Origin of the sequence: Klebsiella sp. BIGb0138 (assembly GCF_004342285.1) — a bacterium.
GTDB lineage: Bacteria > Pseudomonadota > Gammaproteobacteria > Enterobacterales > Enterobacteriaceae > Klebsiella.
In genome coordinates, this window is sequence record NZ_SMCV01000006.1 from 275617 (window position 1) to 296428 (window position 20812).

Here is a 20812-nt window from a genome sequence, read left to right on the forward strand (position 1 = left end):
ATGGGCAAATTAGCGTTAGCCGCCAAAATCACTCACGTGCCGTCAATGTACCTCTCTGAACTGCCGGGGAAAAACCACGGCTGTCGTCAGGCAGCCATCGACGGGCATAAAGAAATTGGCAAACGGTGCCGTGAAATGGGCGTCGACACCATTATCGTTTTCGATACCCACTGGCTGGTCAACAGCGCCTACCACATTAACTGCGCCGACCATTTTAAAGGCGTCTATACCAGCAACGAGCTGCCGCACTTTATTCGCGATATGACCTACGACTATGACGGCAACCCGGAGCTGGGCCAGCTGATTGCCGACGAAGCGGTCAAACTGGGCGTGCGCGCGAAGGCGCACAACATCCCCAGCCTGAAGCTGGAATACGGCACCCTCGTGCCGATGCGCTACATGAACAGCGACAAGCATTTCAAAGTGGTGTCGATCTCCGCTTTCTGCACCGTTCACGATTTTGCCGACAGCCGCAGGCTGGGCGAAGCCATCGTCAAAGCGATTGCAAAATATGACGGTACCGTTGCGGTGTTCGCCAGCGGCTCGCTGTCGCACCGCTTCATCGACGACCAGCGCGCCGAAGAAGGGATGAACAGCTATACCCGCGAGTTCGACCATCAGATGGATGAACGCGTGGTGAAGCTGTGGCGCGAGGGCAAGTTCAAAGAGTTTTGCACCATGCTGCCGGAGTACGCCGACTACTGCTACGGCGAAGGCAATATGCACGATACGGTGATGCTGCTCGGCGTGCTCGGCTGGGATAAATACGACGGCAAGGTCGAGTTTATCACCGACCTGTTCGCCAGCTCCGGTACCGGCCAGGTCAACGCCGTCTTCCCGCTGCCGGCTCAGGCGTAAGGGGTCGCTATGCCGCATTTTATCGCTGAGTGTACCGACAACATCCGCGAGCAGGCTGATTTACCGGGCCTGTTCGCCCGGATTAACCAGGCGCTGGCCGCCACCGGCATCTTCCCGATGGCTGGCATCCGCAGCCGCGCCATCTGGCTTGACAGCTGGCAGATGGCCGACGGCCAGCAGGATTACGCTTTCGTGCATATGACACTGAAAATCGGCAGCGGGCGCAGCCTGGAAAGCCGCCAGGAGGTAGGCGAAATGCTGTTCGGGCTGATCAAAGCCCACTTCGCCGCCCTGATGGAGAGCCGCTATCTGGCGCTGTCATTTGCGATTGAAGAACTGCACCCGACGCTGAACTACAAACAGAACAACGTCCATGCGTTATTCAAATAGCGCCACCCGGTGCCGCGACACCGAACGAGGTTACAGGAAGCCACTATGCTCGATAAACAGACCCGAACCCTGATCGCCCAACGGCTGAACCAAGCCGAAAAGCAGCGGGAGCAGATCCGCGCCATCTCGCTGGATTATCCCGCGATCACCATTGAGGATGCCTACGCCGTTCAGCGCGAGTGGGTCGATCTGAAGATCGCCGAAGGCCGGGTACTCAAAGGCCATAAGATCGGCCTGACCTCCAAAGCGATGCAGGCCAGCTCGCAAATTAGCGAGCCGGACTACGGCGCACTGCTCGACGATATGTTTTTTCACGACGGCAGCGATATTCCCACCGACCGCTTTATCGTGCCGCGCATTGAAGTGGAGCTGGCTTTCGTACTGGCGAAACCGCTGCGCGGCCCGAACTGCACCCTGTTCGACGTCTACAACGCCACCGACTATGTGATCCCGGCGCTGGAGCTGATCGACGCCCGCTGCCATAACATCGATCCACAAACGCAACGTCCACGCAAAGTGTTCGACACCATCTCTGATAACGCCGCTAACGCCGGGGTGATCCTCGGCGGCCGGCCGATCAAGCCCGACGAGCTGGATCTACGCTGGATCTCGGCGCTGCTGTATCGCAACGGCGTGATCGAAGAGACCGGCGTCGCCGCCGGCGTGCTGAATCACCCGGCAAACGGCGTCGCCTGGCTGGCGAATAAGCTGGCGCCGTACGACGTGCAGCTGGAAGCCGGGCAGATTATTCTCGGCGGTTCGTTTACCCGTCCGGTCGCGGCGCGCAAAGGCGACACCTTCCACGTCGATTACGGCAATATGGGCGCAATCAGCTGCCGCTTTGTGTAAGGAGAGGATGATGGACAATACCTTTAAAGCGGCGCTGCAGGCCGGACGCCCGCAAATCGGGCTATGGCTGGGGCTGTGCAGCAGCTACAGCGCTGAACTGCTGGCCGGAGCCGGGTTTGACTGGCTGCTGATCGACGGCGAACACGCGCCGAACAACGTGCAGACCGTGCTGACCCAGCTCCAGGCCATCGCACCCTATCCCAGCCAGCCGGTGGTGCGCCCCTCATGGAACGACCCGGTGCAGATCAAGCAGCTGCTGGACATCGGCGCGCAAACCCTGCTGGTGCCGATGGTGCAAAACGCCGAGGAGGCGCGGCTGGCGGTGAAAGCCACCCGCTATCCGCCGGCCGGTATTCGCGGCGTCGGCAGCGCCCTGGCCCGCGCTTCACGCTGGAATCGCCTCCCGGACTATATCCATCAGGCGAACGATGCCATGTGCGTGCTGGTGCAGATTGAAACCCGCGAGGCGTTGAAAAATCTGCCGCACATTCTCGACGTCGAAGGCGTTGACGGTGTGTTTATCGGCCCGGCGGATCTCAGCGCCGATATGGGCTTCGGCGGTAACCCGCAGCACCCGGAAGTGCAGGCGGCGATTGAAAGCGCCATCGTGCAGATTCGCCAGGCGGGGAAAGCGCCGGGCATTCTGATGGCCAATGAACCGCTGGCAAAACGCTATCTCGAGCTCGGTGCGCTGTTCGTCGCCGTTGGCGTGGATACCACCCTGCTGGCCCGCAGCGCGGAAGCGCTGGCGGCGCGCTTTACCGACAGTATCACGTCGTTAATCAGCAGCGATAAATCCGTTTATTAAACGTTCCATACCCGAAGTAGTTCGGATTGTAGCGACATGGCAGAGAGAGGCAGGACGCCTTTCTGACCTCCCCGCCATCGCTATCACGCATGGCCGGGGCAGGATTCCAGGAGCGGGTAATCCGCCGCCCGCGCCCATGCCACTCTGAAGTATGACGCGTATTCGTGGAGTGCATCATGACGACCTCAACCCTGCAAAATAATGATAATAAAACCGCTGCAACCGAACAGCGGGTGATCAAAAAGCTGTTCCGTCGACTCATCACGTTCCTGTTTGTTCTCTTTGTTTTCTCATTTTTGGACCGCATTAATATCGGCTTCGCCGGTCTGACGATGGGCAAAGATCTCGGCCTGACCTCCACCATGTTTGGCCTGGCGGCGACGCTGTTTTACGTCACCTACGTCATGTGTGGCATCCCCAGCAACATCATGCTGGCAAAGGTCGGCGCCCGCCGCTGGATCGCCGGGATCATGGTGGTCTGGGGGATCGCTTCGACCTGCACCATGTTCGCCAGCAATCCGCATACCCTCTACATCCTGCGGATGCTGGTCGGCATCGCCGAAGCCGGCTTTCTGCCGGGGATACTGGTCTATCTGACCTGGTGGTTCCCGGCCTACTATCGCGCCCGCGCTAACGCCCTGTTTATGATAGCGATGCCGGTGACCATGATGATTGGCTCACTCCTTTCCGGCTACATTCTGGCGCTCGACGGTCTGTGGAACCTGAAAGGCTGGCAGTGGCTGTTCCTGCTGGAAGGGCTGCCGTCAGTGGTGCTCGGGGTGGTGACCTGGTTCTTCCTCAACGATACCCCGGATCAGGCCAGCTGGCTGGATCAAGAGGAGAAGCAGGCGTTGAAATCGATGATCGAACGCGAGCGGGAAAACGCCGCCATCCTTCCAACCTCGGCGCGTTCCACCCTGCGGGAGGTGCTGACCCCGGCGGTACTGATGTACACCCTCGCCTATTTCTGCCTGACCAATACCCTGAGCGCCATTAACATCTGGACGCCGCAGATCCTGCAAAGCTTCAACACCGGCAGCAGCAATATCATGATCGGCCTGCTGGCGGCGATCCCGCAGTTCTGTACCATCTTCGGGATGATCTGGTGGAGCCGGCGCTCCGACCGGCGCAAGGAGCGCAAGATGCACACCATCCTGCCGTATTTGTTCGCTGCCGCGGGCTGGCTGCTGGCCTCCGCCACTCACCACAGCCTGATCCAGCTGATCGGCATTATCATGGCTTCCGTCGGATCCTTTACCGCGATGGCGATTTTCTGGACCACCCCGGATCGGGTGATCAGCCTGCAGTCGCGGGCGGTGGCGCTGGCGGTGATCAACGCGATCGGCAATATCGGATCCGCCGTCAGTCCGCTGCTGATCGGTATTCTGCGCGATACCACCGGCAGCTTTAGCTCCGGACTGTGGTTCGTCGCCGGGTTGCTGATCGTCGGCGCGCTGGTGCTGACCCGGATCCCGATGAGCTCGCGGGAAGACGCCTCGGCGGCGGCAGGACTTGCCGCGCAGAAAAGTCATTAAGGAGCGCCCATGTGCCAGGCCTCAATCGCCAATATCGATATCAACAAAGATTACGATGAGAGTCTGGGGACCGAGGAGGTGCACTATCAGTCGTTTGCCCGCATGGCGGCCTTTTTTGGCCGCGATATGCAGGCGCATCGCCACGACCAGTACTTTCAGATGCACTTTCTCGATACCGGACAGATCGAGCTGCAGCTCGACGATCACCGCTACTCGGTGCAAGCGCCGCTGTTTGTCCTGACGCCGCCGTCGGTGCCGCACGCCTTTATCACCGGCTCCGACAGCGACGGGCACGTGCTGACCGTACGCGAGGATCTGATCTGGCCGCTGCTGGAGGTGCTCTACCCCGGCACGCGGGAAGCCTTCGGCCTGCCGGGAATGTGCCTGTCGCTGGCGGACAAGCCCGATGAGCTGAGGGCGCTGACGCACTACTGGCAGTTAATTAAACGCGAGTCGACCGCGCAGCTACCGGGGCGCGAGCACACCCTGGCCCTGCTGGCGCAGGCGGTGTTCACCCTGCTTTTGCGTAACGCGAAGCTTGATGACCACGCCGCCAGCGGGATGCGCGGTGAATTGAAACTGTTTCAGCGCTTCAACCAGATGATCGACGCTCACTACCACCAGCACTGGGCGGTACCGGACTACGCCGGCGAGCTGCATGTCACCGAATCGCGGCTGACCGATATTTGCCGTCGTTTCGCTAACCGGCCGCCGAAGCGGCTGATCTTCGACCGTCAGCTGCGCGAGGCCAAACGGCTGCTGCTGTTTTCCGACAGCGCGGTCAATGAAATCGCCTGGCAGTTAGGGTTTAAAGACCCGGCCTATTTCGCGCGCTTTTTTAACCGCTTAGTGGGCTGTTCGCCGAGCGCGTTTCGCACGCAAAAGGTGCCGGTCTCCTGAAGGTCCGGCGAGCGGGAAATCTCCCGGATAGCGGCGTACCGCCCTATCCGGGCTAGCGTCACGTACCCGTCTGCGGCCCCGGTAAGCGCCGCGCCGCCGGGGAGTTGTCGCGTCCCGGTGGGCAAAAAGCCGTCCGGATCACAGAATCGTCCAGCGCCTGAAAAGTACCTGCCGTTGACCTAAAAGTCTCTTCACGGAAGCCGCGTTAACCGCTTCAATTGAACAACAAAAACAAAACATAAATTTAACATTGATGCCCTGGCAACTTCGCCCACGCCGCCCTCCCGGCGGCCCGAAGCAGGACGGGATATTCCGATAAATACTGAAGAGGCCCCTATGAAACCTGAAGATTTCCGCGCAGACGCAAAACGCCCGTTAACCGGTGAAGAGTACCTGAAGAGCCTGCAGGACGGCCGTGAAATTTATATCTACGGTGAGCGTGTCAAAGACGTCACCATCCACCCGGCCTTCCGCAACGCCGCCGCCTCGGTGGGCCAACTGTACGATGCGCTGCACAAACCGGAAATGCAGGACGCCCTGTGCTGGAACACCGATACCGGCAGCGGCGGCTATACGCATAAATTCTTCCGCGTGGCGAAAAGCGCCGACGACCTGCGCCAGCAGCGCGATGCCATCGCCGCATGGTCGCGCCTGAGCTACGGCTGGATGGGCCGCACCCCGGATTACAAAGCCGCCTTCGGCTGCGCGCTGGGCGCGAACCCGGCCTTTTACGGCCAGTTCGAACAGAACGCCCGCAACTGGTACACCCGGATTCAGGAAACCGGCCTGTACTTCAACCACGCCATCGTCAACCCGCCGCTCGACCGCCATAAACCGGCCGACGAAGTGAAAGACGTTTACATCAAGCTGGAGAAAGAGACCGATGCCGGGATCGTGGTCAGCGGCGCGAAAGTGGTCGCCACCAACTCGGCGCTGACCCACTACAACATGATCGGGTTTGGATCCGCCCAGGTGATGGGGGAAAACCCCGACTTCGCCCTGATGTTCGTCGCGCCGATGGATGCCGAAGGCGTCAAGCTTATCTCCCGCGCCTCTTATGAAATGGTCGCCGGCGCCACCGGATCGCCCTACGACTATCCGCTCTCCAGCCGCTTTGACGAAAACGACGCGATCCTGGTGATGGATAACGTGCTGATCCCGTGGGAAAACGTGCTGATCTATCGCGATTTCGATCGCTGCCGCCGCTGGACGATGGAAGGCGGCTTTGCCCGCATGTATCCGCTGCAGGCCTGCGTTCGCCTGGCGGTAAAGCTCGATTTTATCACCGCCCTGCTCAAGCGCTCGCTGGAGTGCACCGGTACGCTGGAATTCCGCGGCGTGCAGGCCGACCTCGGCGAAGTGGTGGCGTGGCGCAATATGTTCTGGGCGCTGAGCGACTCGATGTGTTCTGAAGCCACCCCGTGGGTCAATGGCGCCTGGCTGCCGGATCACGCCGCGCTGCAAACCTACCGCGTGATGGCGCCGATGGCCTACGCCAAAATCAAAAACATCATCGAACGCAACGTCACCAGCGGCCTGATCTACCTGCCTTCCAGCGCTCGCGATCTGAACAACCCGCAGATCGACCAGTACCTGGCGAAGTACGTGCGCGGATCGAACGGCATGGATCACGTCGAGCGCATCAAGATCCTCAAACTGATGTGGGATGCCATCGGTAGCGAATTCGGCGGCCGCCATGAACTGTACGAAATCAACTACTCCGGCAGCCAGGATGAGATCCGCCTGCAGTGCCTGCGCCAGGCGCAAAGCTCCGGCAACATGGACAAAATGATGGCGATGGTCGACCGCTGCCTGTCCGAGTACGACCAGAACGGCTGGACTGTGCCACATCTGCACAGCAACGCTGATATCAATATGTTGGATAAGCTGCTGAAGTAGCTCGCAGCGGGAGGTCACAATGCAATTAGATGAACAACGTCTGCGTTTTCGCGATGCCATGTCCAGCCTGTCGGCTGCGGTTAACGTTGTCACCACCGCGGGCGACGCCGGGCGCTGCGGCATCACCGCGACGGCGGTATGCTCGGTTACCGATACACCGCCGTCGGTGATGGTGTGTATCAACGCCAACAGCGCGATGAACCCGGTATTTCAGGGCAACGGCCAGCTGTGCATCAACGTGCTGAACCACGAACAGGAAGTGATGGCGCGCCACTTCGCCGGCATGACCGGAATGGCCATGGAAGACCGTTTCAGCCTCTCCTGCTGGCAGGACGGTGCGCTGGGGCAGCCGCTGCTGAAAGGGGCGCTGGCAAGCCTTGAAGGCGCAATTAGCCAGGTCCAGACCATCGGCAGCCACCTGGTCTATCTGGTTGAGATCAAGAACATCACCCTGAGTCAGGAAGGCCACGGACTGATTTACTTTAAACGCCGTTTCCATCCGGTAATGGTGGAAATGGAAGCGGCGATGTAATTCTCTCTGACCCGCTCTTCTCTCTTTCCTCTCCCGACGGGGGAGGAAAAGAGCTAAGAAAAAATTCTTGTGATCTCAATCACATGTTTCACCACTGTTCATTTCCTGTCCAACCGCTTATCCCGCCAGGTGACCGCTTAACCCCACATACAACCACTCGCCGATTTACCCAACTTTACGCAGCCGAGGTTCTGGCAAAATTCCTCCTGACAGAGCAATCAATACCTCCTCAAACCTTATTCAACACCAGACGGTTTCGGCCAATTATTCATCTAAAAACCAGGTTTACTATGGATACTAAAAAGCTATTCAAGCACATACCCTGGGTGATTCTTGGAATCATCGGGGCATTTTGCCTCTCGGTCGTCGCCCTACGCCGCGGTGAGCACGTCAGTGCCCTGTGGATCGTGGTCGCGTCGGTTTCCGTTTATCTGGTGGCCTATCGCTACTACAGCCTGTACATCGCCCAGAAGGTGATGAAGCTCGACCCCACCCGTGCGACGCCGGCGGTCATTAACAACGACGGCCTGAACTACGTCCCGACCAACCGCTACGTGCTGTTCGGCCACCACTTTGCCGCCATTGCCGGCGCAGGTCCGCTGGTCGGCCCGGTGCTGGCGGCGCAGATGGGCTATCTTCCCGGCACCCTGTGGCTGCTGGCGGGGGTGGTGCTGGCCGGCGCGGTGCAGGACTTTATGGTGCTGTTTATCTCCTCGCGCCGTAACGGTTCTTCGCTGGGTGAAATGATCAAAGAAGAGATGGGGCCGATACCGGGTTCTATCGCCCTGTTCGGCTGCTTCCTGATTATGATCATCATCCTCGCGGTACTGGCGCTGATCGTGGTGAAAGCGCTGGCGGAAAGCCCGTGGGGCGTCTTCACCGTCTGTTCGACCGTGCCGATTGCGCTGTTTATGGGGATCTACATGCGCTTCCTGCGCCCCGGCCGCGTGGGTGAAGTGTCGGTTATCGGCATCGTGCTGCTGGTGGCTTCTATTTACTTCGGCGGCGTCATTGCCCACGACCCGTACTGGGGCCCGGCGCTGACCTTTAAAGACACCACCATCACCTTTACCCTGATCGGCTATGCGTTTATCTCCGCGCTGCTGCCGGTGTGGCTGATTCTGGCGCCGCGCGACTATCTGGCGACCTTCCTGAAAATCGGCGTTATCGTCGGCCTGGCGCTGGGCATCGTGATCCTCAACCCGGATCTGAAAATGCCGGCGGTCACCCAGTACATCGACGGTACCGGCCCGCTGTGGAAAGGCGCGCTGTTCCCGTTCCTGTTTATCACCATCGCCTGTGGCGCGGTATCAGGCTTCCACGCGCTGATCGCCTCCGGTACCACGCCGAAGCTGCTGGCGAACGAAACCGACGCCCGCTTTATCGGCTACGGTGCGATGCTGATGGAGTCCTTCGTGGCGGTGATGGCGCTGGTCGCAGCTTCTATCATTGAACCGGGCCTCTACTTCGCGATGAACACCCCGCCGGCCGGTCTGGGCATTGTGATGCCGAACCTGCACGAAATGGGCGGAGAAAACGCCGCGATGATTGCCGCCCAGTTGAAGGACGTGACTGTCCATGCGGCGGCGACCGTCAGTTCCTGGGGCTTCGTGATTTCGCCTGAACAGATCCTGCAAACCGCGAAAGACATCGGTGAACCCTCGGTACTGAACCGCGCGGGCGGCGCGCCGACGCTGGCCGTCGGTATCGCTCACGTGTTCCACAAAATCATCCCGATGGCGGATATGGGCTTCTGGTACCACTTCGGTATTCTGTTTGAAGCGCTGTTTATCCTCACCGCGCTGGATGCCGGTACCCGCGCCGGTCGCTTTATGCTCCAGGATCTGCTGGGTAACTTCGTGCCGTTCCTGAAGAAAACCGACTCGCTGGTGGCCGGGGTGATTGGTACCGCGGGCTGCGTCGGCCTGTGGGGTTACCTGCTGTATCAAGGGGTGGTCGACCCGCTGGGCGGCGTGAAGAGCCTGTGGCCGCTGTTCGGTATCTCTAACCAGATGCTGGCTGCCGTGGCGCTGGTGCTGGGCACCGTGGTGCTGGTCAAAATGCAGCGCACCAAATACATCTGGGTCACGGTGATCCCGGCCGCATGGCTGCTGCTGTGCACCACCTGGGCGCTGGGTCTGAAACTGTTCAGCACCAACCCACAGATGGAAGGCTTCTTCTTTATGGCTCAGCAGTACAAAGAGAAGATTGCCGCCGGTGGCGAGCTGAGCGCGCAGCAGATTGCCAACATGAACCATATTGTGGTGAACAACTACACCAACGCCGGACTGAGTATTCTGTTCCTGGTGGTGGTCTACAGCATCATCTTCTACGGCATCAAAACGTGGCTCAAAGTCCGTAACAATACAGTACGTACCGATAAAGAGACCCCGTATGTGCCGGTGCCGGAAGGCGGCGTGAAGACCTCGTCACATCATTAATCCGTTCCTGTTCAGCCCCGCTTCGGCGGGGCTTGTCAGTGAATGGCCGCCCAAATAACCCGATCGGCGGGCTCAACACATATCAGGAACGCGTCATGTTTGGTAACTTAGGTCAGGCTAAAAAGTACCTGGGTCAGGCGGCGAAGATGCTGATTGGCATTCCGGACTACGACAATTACGTCGAGCATATGCAGACCAACCATCCGGATAAGCCGTACATGACCTATAACGAATTTTTCCGCGAACGCCAGCAGGCCCGCTACGGCGGCGACGGTAAAGGCGGCGTACGCTGCTGTTAATGGAGGCAAACATGGCACCGATTGCAGTCACTCTGTTGACCGGTTTTCTTGGCGCAGGCAAAACCACCCTGCTGCGCCATATTCTCAATGAGCAGCACGGTTTTAAAATTGCCGTCATCGAAAACGAATTTGGCGAAGTCTCCGTTGACGATAAGCTGATTGGCGACCGCGCCACGCAGATCAAAACCCTGACCAACGGCTGCATCTGCTGCACCCGCTCCAACGAGCTGGAAGACGCCCTGCTCGATCTGCTCGACAGCCGCGATCGCGGCGACATTGCTTTCGACCGGCTGGTGATTGAGTGCACCGGCATGGCCGACCCCGGCCCGATTATTCAGACCTTTTTCTCCCATGAGATTCTCTGCGAACGCTATCTGCTGGACGGCGTGATTGCGTTGGTGGATGCGGTTCACGCCGACCAGCAGATGAACCAGTTCACCATCGCCCAGTCGCAGGTGGGCTATGCCGACCGTATCCTGCTGACCAAAACCGACGTCGCCGGCAACAGCGAGGCGCTGCGCGGACGGCTGGCGCGCATCAACGCCCGGGCGCCGGTGTATACCGTCGTCCACGGCGATATCGACCTGAGCCAGCTGTTTAATACCAGCGGCTTTATGCTGGAAGAGAACGTGGTCACTGATAAACCGCGCTTTCACTTTATCGCCGATCGGCAAAACGACGTCTCGTCTATCGTGGTCGAGCTGGATTACCCGGTCGATATCAGCGAGGTGTCGCGGGTCATGGAAAACCTGCTGCTCTCATTCGCCGGGCAGCTGATGCGCTACAAAGGAATGCTGTGGATCGACGGCGAACCGAACCGCCTGCTGTTCCAGGGCGTCCAGCGCTTATACAGCGCCGACTGGGACCGCCCGTGGGGCGACGAGGCCCCGCACAGCACGCTGGTGTTTATCGGCATTAACCTGCCGGAAGAGGAGATCCGCGCGGCGTTCGCCGGATTGCGGAAGTAACGGTTCGAACGTTCCCTCTTCCTGGGGGAGAGGGACAAAGCGAAGGCATCAGGCGCTATATCGTTCCTTCCATGTATCACGAGAGATAACGTTTCCTTCGGTGTACTTTCAGACGATCGCTTCATAGCGCAATTCGAGCGTTTCTCTTAAGGCATTAGAGTCATTTTTAATCACAGAAATGTAAATTTAAGTTTTTGCTTGTTACTATAGAAACATTTTCGGAAATTATTAGAAAGCGAATAAGTTCAGCTCCAATCAATATCTCCCGCCCCGTTCAATTGCTGTTTAGGCAAAAAATTAAACTTACCCTAAACGGCAAAACGTTAATCATTGACGCAGCGACAAGGTAACCAATTCACAACATCAAAAGAGCGTTTTAATAACATTTTCGGCATAAAACCTCGACCCATATCAAATTTGCAGTCGTAAATATCACCTGTTAGGGTGTCCTCAGATTAATTTGATGACGAGGCATAAACCATGAAAAAGCTCAATATCCTTATCCTTTCTGCGCTGACCGCGGTTTCCGGCTCCGCAATGGCGATGGGCTTTACCGTCGAGCAGGGGAAAAACTTTACCAACCTCAATATGGAACTGGGTAAATCCTCCTCCGGTCTTTATGCCGAAAGCAACTGGCTCAAAAATACCGACGACGGTACCCAGACCGGCGGCGTTGGCGCGGGTTATAACCTGGAAGTTGGCCCGGTAATGCTGAATGCCGGCGCGAAAGCCATCTACCTTGGGCCGAAAAAAGGCGATAACGGCGTGGCGTTCCCAATCGGCGGCGGCGTTAACGTTGCGCTGACCGACAGCATCCACGTATTCGGTGAAGGTTATGCCGCGCCCGAAGGCCTGAACAACAGCGTGAAAAACTACGTTGAAGCCAACGGCGGCGTGAGCTGGACTCCGATTACCCCGGTGACGCTGAAAGTAGGCTACCGTCACGTGAGCGTCGACGGGAAAGACGGTCGTCCGAACCACACCCTGATTGACGGCGCCTATATTGGCGGTGGGGTCACCTTCTGACAACCTCGATAACAGTAAAAAAACCTGCCGGGTGGCAGGTTTTTTCTTTTAGCGTTCTGAGCTTACCGGCGAATGACTACCAGCTTCTGGTTCACAAACTCTTTAATCCCCAGATCCGACAGCTCGCGGCCAAAACCGGAGCGCTTCACGCCGCCGAACGGCAGCTCCGGCGCGGTATCGGTCAGCCAGTTGATATAGACCATCCCGGTTTCGATCCGCGACGCCATCCGCTTCGCCCGTTCGATATCCTGGCTGAAGATCGCCCCGCCGAGACCATAGTGTGAATCGTTCGCCAGTTTCACCGCCTCGTCGTCGTCCTTCACCACGTAGATTTGCGCCACCGGGCCGAAGAACTCCTCAAAGTATGCCGGGTTTTCGCGCGTGATGCCGGTCAGAATGGTCGGTTCAAAGAAGTTGCCCTCCCCCTGCGCCGCTTTGCCGCCGAAGTGCAGCTTCGCACCGTTTTTCACCGCCTCGTTGACCTGTGTAGTCAGCGTCGCGAGCGCGTCTTTAGAAGACAGCGGCCCGAGAGTGGTGCTTTCGTCCAGCGGATCGCCCATTTTCACCTGCTTAAACGCCTCGGTAAATTGGCTGAGGAAGGTATCGGCGATTTTCTCATGCAGGATAAAACGCTTGGCGGCGGTGCAGACCTGCCCGGCGTTGTTCAGTCGCGCCTGCACGCCGGTTTTCACCGCCTTTTCGAGGCTGGCATCATCCAGCACGATGAACACGTCGTTCCCACCCAGCTCAAGGGTCGATTTTTTGAGGTGCTTCGCCGCCTGCGCCGCCACTACGCTCCCCGCTTTTTCAGAGCCGGTCAGCGCCGCGCCCTGGACACGATCGTCGGCGATAATCTTCGCCACCTGATCCTGGGAGATAAACAGATTGGTCCACGCGCCTTCCGGTGCCCCCGCCTCGCGCACCAGATGGGCAAAGGTCTCTGCGCAGTGCGGAACGATGCTGGCATGTTTGGCGATCACCGGATTACCCGCTGCCAGATTCGGCGCCAGTACCCGCATCAGCTGATAGTAAGGGAAGTTCCACGGCTCCACCGCCATCAGCACGCCGATGGGATGGTGCTCAACCCAGGCTTCGCCGAGGTCAGATTGATACTTCACCGGAGCGAGAAACTGTCGCGCGTTATCGGCGTAGTAGCGAGCGATTTGCGCGCAGAGTTTCACCTCGCCGCGGCTTTGCGCAATCAGTTTCCCCATCTCCTGGCTGGCAATTTTCGCCAGTTCTTCGGCCCGGCTGTCGATCAGATCCGCCAGCTTGTGCAGGATCGGTAAGCGCTGTCCGATATCGCCCTTCGACCAGGCGGAATGGTAGAGCGCATCCGCCCGTTGCAGCGCCGCTTCCACGTCCGCATCGCTGTGCGGGGCGTACTCTTTAATCAACTGATTATTTGCAGGATTCACCGTCTGGTAAGCCATATCGTATGTCTCCTTGTTATCGCTAATCATGTAGTCATAAATACTACTCAGGCTATTAAGGGTAGTAGAGATAGCTAATCATGCGGGTAAAGTTAGGTATATACGGAGGATTCCGTACTGGGGGTCGCCGCCGACGGCGCGCGCCTCATCCCGCAGACAGGCCCGGACGGGCGTGTTATAAAACCCAACTATCCCCTCAGCAAAGGAGCAGGCCGTGAGCCGCACGCGTGATATCCCGCAGACCTTCTGGCGCGATGAAACTCTCCCCTGGCTGGAGCTGCGCAGCACCTGGCAAAGCCGCCAGTCCTATAAACGACACCGTCACCCGCAGCTGTCGCTGGGGGCCATTGTCGCCGGGGAAACCTGCTGTGTTTGCGACGGGCAGGAGTATCTCCTGCAGCCGGGCGATCTGATTGTCATCCCGGCGCAAATGCCGCACAGCTGTAACCCGCGCAGCGGGCAGCCGCGAAGCTACCATATGCTCTACCTCGATATGAGCTGGTGCCTGCAGCAGCTGCCGCAGATGCCTCGCCATGCGCAGCTGACCGTGGCGCAGCCGGTGATTCGCCATCGCCAACTTTTCGCGCAATATCAGCAGATTGTGGCGTTAATGGCGCAGCAGCAAACGGCCGCTCTGCCAGCCAGGGTGGCGCAGTTACTTCAGGCGCTGCCGCTGCAGGCCGCCGCGGAAACGCCTCTGCGCGCCATCAGCTCCCAGCTCTACCAGCGCCTGGCGGCGGACCTGCTGGCGCCCCCCTCGCTCGACGCGCTGGCCCACGAGTTCGCCCTGCGTAAAGAGACGCTGATTCGCACCTTTAAGCAGGACACCGGCCTGACCCCCGCCAGCTTTATGAATATGGCGCGTATCGAATTCGCCAAAACGCGCCTGCGCGCCGGGGATGAGATTGCCGATGTCGGCTACCAGGCGGGTTTTGCCGACCAGAGCCACTTCCATAAAACCTTCGTCAGCTATACCGCCGCCACGCCGCGCCAGTACGCGCTTGGCCGATCAATATCAGACAATAATTAGCGCTCCGGCTGCCGTAGCCTGACTTCAGGTTACTTCAGAGGTCGCTATGGACATGTTTTCCCCGCTTTTTCCGCCCGCTTTCCCGGCGCTGGCGCTTTCCCACTTCGTCGCCCTGCTCAGTCCCGGGCCGGATTTCTTTTTACTGATTGGCTACGCCATCCGCTATCGCCTGCGCGGCAGCGGCGGCCTGTGTCTCGGGATTGCCGCCGGCAACGGGCTGTACATCCTGCTGGCGATTATCGGCTGGGGCGTGCTGCGCCAGGCGCCGCTGCTGTTTACCCTGGTCGAGCTGCTGGGGGCGGCGTATCTGCTGTGGATTGGCAGTCGGCTGCTGCAAAGTCGCCCGTCGGCGCTGGACTGGCACACAACCCCTGGCGCACGGCCCGGGCTGGCTAAACAGCTGCTGCTGGGGCTCGGCTCTTCGTTGCTCAATCCGAAAAACGCGCTGTTTTATCTGGCGCTGATGACTTCGATGCTCGGCCCCGACGTTACCCTGCTGCAGCAGGCAACCTGCGGCATCTGGATGGTCAGCGTGGTGCTGGTATGGGATCTGTTGCTGGTCTCGCTGATCGCGCTTGCCCCGGTTCAGCGCCGCCTCTCCGGTATGATCTGGCGCGTTGAGCGGGCGGCGGGGGCGGTGCTAATGGGATTCGGCCTGTGGATCGTGTGGCAGTTTTTGCACGAGTCCGCCGTCAGGTTATATGCTTAAGCCTATGGAAAAACTTGCTGAACTGAAACGCGCCAAACTGCTGGCGCTGTCGCTGCTGCTGATTGCAGTCGCCATCTTTATCACCACCCTGCTGCTGCCGCCGACGCCATGGGTCAGCGCGCTGAAGGCCATTTCCGAAGCGGCGATGGTCGGCGCGCTGGCCGACTGGTTCGCGGTGGTGGCGTTGTTTCGCCGTATTCCGCTGCCGTTTATCTCCCGACATACGGCGATTATTCCCCGTAATAAAGACCGGATCGCCGATAATCTCGGCTATTTCGTGCAGGAGAAATTCCTCGACACCCCCTCGCTGGTGGCGCTCATCCGCCGCTATGAACCCGCGCTGATGCTCGGCAACTGGTTCAGCCAGCCGGCCAACGCCCAGCGGGTGGGTCACCATCTGCTGCAGGTGATGAGCGGCTTTCTCGAGCTCACCGACGACGCCCGCATTCAGCGCCTGCTGCGCCGGGCGGTACACAAGGCGATTGATAAGGTCGACCTGACGCAGACCAGCGCCATGATGCTGGAGGGATTAACCCGCAACAATCGCCACCAGAAGCTGCTGGACTCGCTGATTACCCAGCTGATCGCCCTGTTGCAGCGCGATAGCTCACGCGCGTTCATCGCCCGCGGGATTGTCCGCTGGCTGGAGACCGAACACCCGCTGAAGGCCAAAATCCTGCCCACCGAATGGCTGGGCGAGCACAGCGCCGATATGGTCACCGATGCGGTCAATACCCTGCTCGACGAGGTGACCCAGGATCGCAGCCATCAGATCCGCCAGGCGTTCGATCGCGCAACCCTAAAACTGATCGACAGCCTGAAATCCGATCCGCTGCTGGCCGAAAAAGCGGAGAACATGAAGGCGTATCTGAAAAACGATGAAACCTTCAACCGCTACCTTGGCGAGGTGTGGGCCGACCTGCGGACGTGGATTAAAAACGACGTCACCCACGATGATTCGCGGATTAAACAGCGTATTGCCGACGCCGGACAGTGGTTTGGCGAGACCTTGCTCCATGATGATGCGCTGCGCGAGTCGCTGAACGAGCACCTTGAGCAGGCGGCCCACCGGGTGGCGCCGGAGTTTGCCGCCTTCCTGACCCGCCATATCAGCGATACGGTTAAAAGCTGGGACGCGCGGGATATGTCGCGGCAAATCGAACTGAACATCGGTAAAGACCTGCAGTTTATCCGCATCAACGGCACTCTGGTCGGCGGCAGCATCGGCCTGCTGCTGTGGCTGTTATCGCAAATTCCGACGCTGCTGCATCTTAAGATTGGCTGAAAATGGTAGCATCACAACGCTTCCGGCGATAAATACCCGATAAGGAGGGGCAGACTATGCGATGGATATCGCGACTATTTGCTCGTCATTCCGCTACGCTTGTCTTTCCCATAGCGTTGATTCTCTATGATTTTTCCGCCTATCTGACCACCGACCTTATCCAGCCCGGGATCATCCACGTGGTGCGCGATTTCAACGCCGACGTGGCGCTGGCGCCGGCCTCGGTCAGCCTGTATATGGCCGGCGGTATGGCCCTGCAGTGGCTGCTGGGACCGCTCTCAGACCGTATCGGCCGTCGGCCGGTACTGCTTGCCGGAGCGCTGCTCTTCACCCTCGCCTGTCTCGCGACGATGTTGACCACCTCCATGACGCAGTTCCTCGTCGCGCGCTTCGTTCAGGGCACCAGCATCTGTTTCATCGCCACGGTCGGCTACGTCACCGTGCAGGAGGCCTTTGATGAGAAAAGATCGATTAAGCTGATGGCGGTGATCACCTCGATCGTCCTGGTGGCGCCGATCGTCGGCCCGCTTTCCGGCGCGGCGCTGATGCACTTCGTCCACTGGAAAGCGCTGTTCGGGATTATCGCCGCGATGGGGTTTATCGCCTGGCTGGGGCTGCTGCTGAACATGCCGGAAACGGTGCGCCGCGGCGACGTGCCCTTCAGCGCCGGTAGCGTGGTTCGTGACTTCCGCGACGTCTTTCGCGACCGGATCTTTTTGTCCGGCGCCGCCACGCTCTCGCTGAGCTATATCCCGCTGATGAGCTGGGTGGCGGTCTCGCCGGTTATCTTAATGGATGACGGCGGGCTCAGCAGCGGCGAATTCGCCTGGGTCCAGGTGCCGGTCTTCAGCGCGGTGATTATCGCCAACCTGTCAGTAGCGCGCTGGGTGCAGGACCCCACGCGCCCGCGCTTCGTCCTGAGCGCGCTGCCCCTCCAGGCCATCGGGCTGGCGCTGCTGATTTTCGGCAACCTGGCGTGGCCGCACGTTTGGCTATGGTCGGTGCTGGGGACCTGCTTCTACTCTTTCGGCATCGGGCTGATTTTCCCGACGCTGTTCCGCTTTACCCTGTTTTCCAACGATCTGCCGAAAGGCACCGTCTCCGCGTCGCTGAATATAGTGATCCTCAGCGTCAGCGCGCTGGCCATTGAGGGGGCGCGCTGGCTATGGTTTCACGGCGGCAGATTGCCGTTCCACATGCTGGCGGTGGTCGCCGGGATCGCGGCCTCCTGCTGCCTGGTCGGGTTACTGCACAACCTGCGCCAACGTTCAGAAGCGGCCATCGAAGCCCGGCAATCCTGATAACCTTAGCGTATAACCCCACAGAGAAAGAGCAAAGATGAGCGATATTGAACTCAGCCCGGCGCAGCGCGACCTGCTACGCGAGAAGCTAAGCACATACTGTGAAACCCATTTCGACCTTGAGCTGGAGCAGTTCGACGCCGAGTTTTTTGTCGACTTTATCGCCAAAGAGCTGGGGCCGCTGTTTTACAACGCCGGCATCGAAGAGGCCATCCGGACCCATCTCGCCTGGAGCGAGCGGATTCAGGAAGAGATGGATTTGAAAAAAGTCTATTAGGTCGGTTAACGCCCGCAGGAGATCAATAAACACACACTTATGGCATGGTTATAATGCAGATTCTTGCATCATCTCCCGTGTACGGGGAAGGAAAACCATGTCGCTTATCACCGATCTACCCGCCATTTTCGATCAGTTCTCCGAAGCCCGCCAGAAGGGCTTCCTCACCGTGATGGAACTCAAAGAGCACAACATTCCGCTGGTGGGCACCTACTGCACCTTTATGCCGCAGGAGCTTGCCATGGCGGCTGGCGCGGTGGTCGTCTCGCTGTGTTCTACCTCCGATGAAACCATCGATCAGGCGGAGAAAGAGCTGCCGCGCAACCTCTGCCCGTTGATTAAAAGCAGCTACGGCTTTGGCAAAACGGACAAATGTCCCTACTTCTACTTTTCCGACCTGGTAGTCGGCGAAACCACCTGCGATGGCAAAAAGAAAATGTACGAGTACATGGCAGAGTTTAAAGCGGTCCACGTGATGCAGCTGCCGAACAGCGCCAGCGATCCCGCCTCGCGAGCGCTATGGAAAGCGGAGATTCTGCGTTTACAGCAGGCGCTGGAAGCCCGTTTCGCTACCCCAATCAGCGAGGCGGCGCTGCGCGAGGCGATCGTGCTGAAGAACCGCGAGCGCCGGGCGCTGGCCAATTTCTATCGCGTGGGCCAGCTTAATCCTCCCGCGCTCAGCGGCAGCGACATCTTAAAAGTGGTCTACGGCGCGACCTTCCGTTTTGACAAAGAAGCGCTGATCGCCGAGCTGAACGAGATGGCCGATCGCGTACGTCATGAATGGCAGGCAGGCACCCGGCTGGCGGCCCGCCCGCGTATTCTGATCACCGGCTGCCCGATCGGCGGCGCGGCGGAAAAGGTGGTCCGCGCCATCGAAGAGAACGGCGGCTGGGTGGTCGGTTATGAGAACTGCACCGGCGCGAAGGCCACCGAACGCTGCGTGGCAGAGAGCGGCGACGTCTACGACGCATTGACCGACAAATACCTCGCCATCGGCTGTTCCTGCATCTCGCCGAACGACCAGCGTTTAACCCTGCTGAGCCAGATGGTCGAAGAGTACCAGGCGGATGGCGTGGTGGATGTGATTTTACAGGCCTGCCACACCTATGCGGTGGAGTCGCTGACGATTAAGCGCCACGTCCGCCAGCAGCACCACATCCCCTATATGGCGATTGAAACCGACTATTCGACGGCCGATATCGGTCAGCTCAACACCCGCGTCGCGGCGTTTATTGAAATACTGTAAGGAAGAGTCGTGGTTTTTACGCTAGGTATTGATTCAGGTTCCACGGCGACGAAGGGCATCCTGCTGGCGGATGGCATCATCCAGCGGCGCTTTCTGTGCCCGACGCCGTTCCGCCCCGCCGACGCGATTGTCGAAGCCCGGGAAACCCTCAGCGCCGGGCTGGCATCCCGGCCGTTTTTGACCTTAACCGGCTATGGCCGCCAGCTGGTGGATTTTGCCGATAAGCAGGTGACGGAGATTTCCTGCCACGGGCTTGGCGCCCGCCTGCTGGCTCCGGCAACCCGCACGGTGATTGATATCGGCGGCCAGGACAGCAAGGTGATCCAGCTCGATGAGCACGGCAATCTCAGCGACTTCCTGATGAACGACAAATGCGCGGCGGGCACCGGGCGCTTTCTTGAGGTGATTGCGCGCACGCTTGGTGCCAGCGTAGAGCGGCTGGATGCTATCACCGAGGGCGTTACGCCGCACGCCATCACCAGCATGTGCACGGTCTTCGCCGAATCCGAAGTGATCAGCCTGCGATCGGCGGGGGTACCACCGGAGGCTATTCTGGCCGGGGTGGTTAACGCCATGGCCCGGCGCAGCGCCCACTTCATCGGTCGGCTGCCGGCGCAGGGGCCGCTGCTGTTTACCGGCGGCGTCAGCCGCTGCGCGACGTTCGCCGCTATGCTGGAACGTCACGTCGGCATGGTGGTGCACAGGCATCCGGACGCCCAGTTTGCCGGGGCCATCGGCGCGGCGCTGATCGGCCAACGCCAGAGGCGACGAGAATGACGACGTATCTGTTTTTATTTCATTCAACGGTAGGGGTGGTGCGGATGCGTAAAGCCCTGCAGGCGGCGGGACTCTCCTTTCAGGTCAAGGATATCCCGCGCCAGCTGCGCAGCGGCTGCGGGCTGTGCATTTATCTGCGCTGTCTACCAGGAGAAGAGCAGCGTTGGGTGACCCCCGGGGAAACGGCGGCGATTTACCGCTATGCCGATGGGCAGTGGCGCTGCGCCTCAAGCTGGCCAGCCTGAG

General features: G+C 59.4%; 21 protein-coding genes. 20 read left to right on the plus strand and 1 reads right to left on the minus strand.

Annotated elements, in window-relative coordinates; all coding sequences use genetic code 11:
- The 12 genes from hpaD (at position 1) to EDF73_RS15825 (ending at position 12505) form a co-directional block, all read left to right on the plus strand.
- Positions 1-858, plus strand: coding sequence for a 3,4-dihydroxyphenylacetate 2,3-dioxygenase (gene hpaD / locus EDF73_RS15770; protein ID WP_132730031.1), 858 nt, complete (start codon positions 1-3; stop codon positions 856-858).
- 9 nt (positions 859-867) lie between these two features.
- On the plus strand, positions 868-1248 hold the full coding sequence (locus tag EDF73_RS15775; RefSeq protein WP_132730032.1) for a 5-carboxymethyl-2-hydroxymuconate Delta-isomerase: 381 nt from the start codon (positions 868-870) through the stop codon (positions 1246-1248).
- 45 nt (positions 1249-1293) lie between these two features.
- A complete protein-coding gene (hpaH, locus tag EDF73_RS15780; protein ID WP_132730033.1) occupies positions 1294-2097 on the plus strand; it encodes a 2-oxo-hept-4-ene-1,7-dioate hydratase in 804 nt (267 codons plus the stop codon).
- A 10-nt stretch (positions 2098-2107) separates the two neighbouring features.
- Positions 2108-2905, plus strand: a complete 798-nt coding sequence (hpaI, locus tag EDF73_RS15785) for a 4-hydroxy-2-oxoheptanedioate aldolase (RefSeq protein ID WP_132730094.1) — start codon at positions 2108-2110, stop codon at positions 2903-2905.
- A 176-nt stretch (positions 2906-3081) separates the two neighbouring features.
- Positions 3082-4440 (plus strand): 4-hydroxyphenylacetate permease, encoded by a 1359-nt coding sequence (hpaX, locus tag EDF73_RS15790; protein ID WP_132730034.1) that lies wholly within the window; start codon positions 3082-3084, stop codon positions 4438-4440.
- A 9-nt stretch (positions 4441-4449) separates the two neighbouring features.
- Complete coding sequence (gene hpaA / locus EDF73_RS15795; protein WP_132730035.1) at positions 4450-5340, plus strand: 4-hydroxyphenylacetate catabolism regulatory protein HpaA; 891 nt, start codon at positions 4450-4452, stop codon at positions 5338-5340.
- A 336-nt stretch (positions 5341-5676) separates the two neighbouring features.
- Positions 5677-7239 (plus strand): 4-hydroxyphenylacetate 3-monooxygenase, oxygenase component, encoded by a 1563-nt coding sequence (gene hpaB, locus EDF73_RS15800; RefSeq protein ID WP_132730036.1) that lies wholly within the window; start codon positions 5677-5679, stop codon positions 7237-7239.
- 19 nt (positions 7240-7258) lie between these two features.
- Entirely contained in the window at positions 7259-7771 is a 513-nt protein-coding gene (locus EDF73_RS15805) for a 4-hydroxyphenylacetate 3-monooxygenase reductase subunit (RefSeq protein WP_132730037.1), read from the plus strand.
- A 290-nt stretch (positions 7772-8061) separates the two neighbouring features.
- On the plus strand, positions 8062-10212 hold the full coding sequence (locus tag EDF73_RS15810; RefSeq protein WP_132730038.1) for a carbon starvation CstA family protein: 2151 nt from the start codon (positions 8062-8064) through the stop codon (positions 10210-10212).
- A gap of 95 nt (positions 10213-10307) precedes the next feature.
- Positions 10308-10511 carry a YbdD/YjiX family protein gene (locus EDF73_RS15815; protein ID WP_132730039.1) on the plus strand — a complete coding sequence of 68 codons (204 nt, stop codon included), beginning with the start codon at positions 10308-10310 and terminating at the stop codon, positions 10509-10511.
- An 11-nt stretch (positions 10512-10522) separates the two neighbouring features.
- Positions 10523-11479: a GTPase gene (yjiA, locus tag EDF73_RS15820; RefSeq protein ID WP_132730040.1), complete on the plus strand. Its 957-nt coding sequence runs from the start codon at positions 10523-10525 to the stop codon at positions 11477-11479.
- Positions 11480-11959: 480 nt separating this feature from the next.
- On the plus strand, positions 11960-12505 hold the full coding sequence (locus tag EDF73_RS15825; protein ID WP_032689621.1) for a YfaZ family outer membrane protein: 546 nt from the start codon (positions 11960-11962) through the stop codon (positions 12503-12505).
- A gap of 62 nt (positions 12506-12567) precedes the next feature.
- Here the strand turns inward: EDF73_RS15825 and EDF73_RS15830 are convergent, their stop codons facing one another.
- Positions 12568-13938, minus strand: a complete 1371-nt coding sequence (locus tag EDF73_RS15830) for an NAD-dependent succinate-semialdehyde dehydrogenase (RefSeq protein ID WP_132730041.1) — start codon at positions 13936-13938, stop codon at positions 12568-12570.
- A gap of 214 nt (positions 13939-14152) precedes the next feature.
- Between EDF73_RS15830 and EDF73_RS15835 the strand changes: the two genes are divergently transcribed.
- The 8 genes from EDF73_RS15835 to EDF73_RS15870 all read left to right on the plus strand — a co-directional run bounded on the left by EDF73_RS15835 (position 14153) and on the right by EDF73_RS15870 (position 20811).
- The gene (locus EDF73_RS15835) at positions 14153-14968 is read left to right on the plus strand and encodes an AraC family transcriptional regulator (protein ID WP_132730042.1); all 816 of its coding nucleotides are present in this window, start codon (positions 14153-14155) and stop codon (positions 14966-14968) included.
- A 46-nt stretch (positions 14969-15014) separates the two neighbouring features.
- Complete coding sequence (locus EDF73_RS15840; protein WP_132730043.1) at positions 15015-15677, plus strand: LysE family translocator; 663 nt, start codon at positions 15015-15017, stop codon at positions 15675-15677.
- Complete coding sequence (locus EDF73_RS15845) at positions 15670-16962, plus strand: DUF445 domain-containing protein (RefSeq protein ID WP_132730044.1); 1293 nt, start codon at positions 15670-15672, stop codon at positions 16960-16962. The genes EDF73_RS15840 and EDF73_RS15845 overlap by 8 nt, the downstream gene beginning before the upstream one ends.
- A 56-nt stretch (positions 16963-17018) precedes the next feature.
- A complete protein-coding gene (gene mdtM / locus EDF73_RS15850) occupies positions 17019-18263 on the plus strand; it encodes a multidrug efflux MFS transporter MdtM (RefSeq protein ID WP_132730045.1) in 1245 nt (414 codons plus the stop codon).
- A gap of 37 nt (positions 18264-18300) precedes the next feature.
- Complete coding sequence (locus tag EDF73_RS15855; protein ID WP_132730046.1) at positions 18301-18540, plus strand: DUF2164 domain-containing protein; 240 nt, start codon at positions 18301-18303, stop codon at positions 18538-18540.
- Between the two features lie 97 nt (positions 18541-18637).
- A complete protein-coding gene (locus EDF73_RS15860; RefSeq protein WP_132730047.1) occupies positions 18638-19789 on the plus strand; it encodes a double-cubane-cluster-containing anaerobic reductase in 1152 nt (383 codons plus the stop codon).
- Between the two features lie 9 nt (positions 19790-19798).
- Positions 19799-20566 carry a putative 2-hydroxyacyl-CoA dehydratase activator YjiL gene (gene yjiL / locus EDF73_RS15865; RefSeq protein ID WP_132730048.1) on the plus strand — a complete coding sequence of 256 codons (768 nt, stop codon included), beginning with the start codon at positions 19799-19801 and terminating at the stop codon, positions 20564-20566.
- The gene (locus EDF73_RS15870) at positions 20563-20811 is read left to right on the plus strand and encodes a DUF3343 domain-containing protein (protein WP_132730049.1); all 249 of its coding nucleotides are present in this window, start codon (positions 20563-20565) and stop codon (positions 20809-20811) included. Before yjiL ends, EDF73_RS15870 begins: the two co-directional genes overlap by 4 nt.
- Position 20812 lies beyond the last annotated feature (1 nt).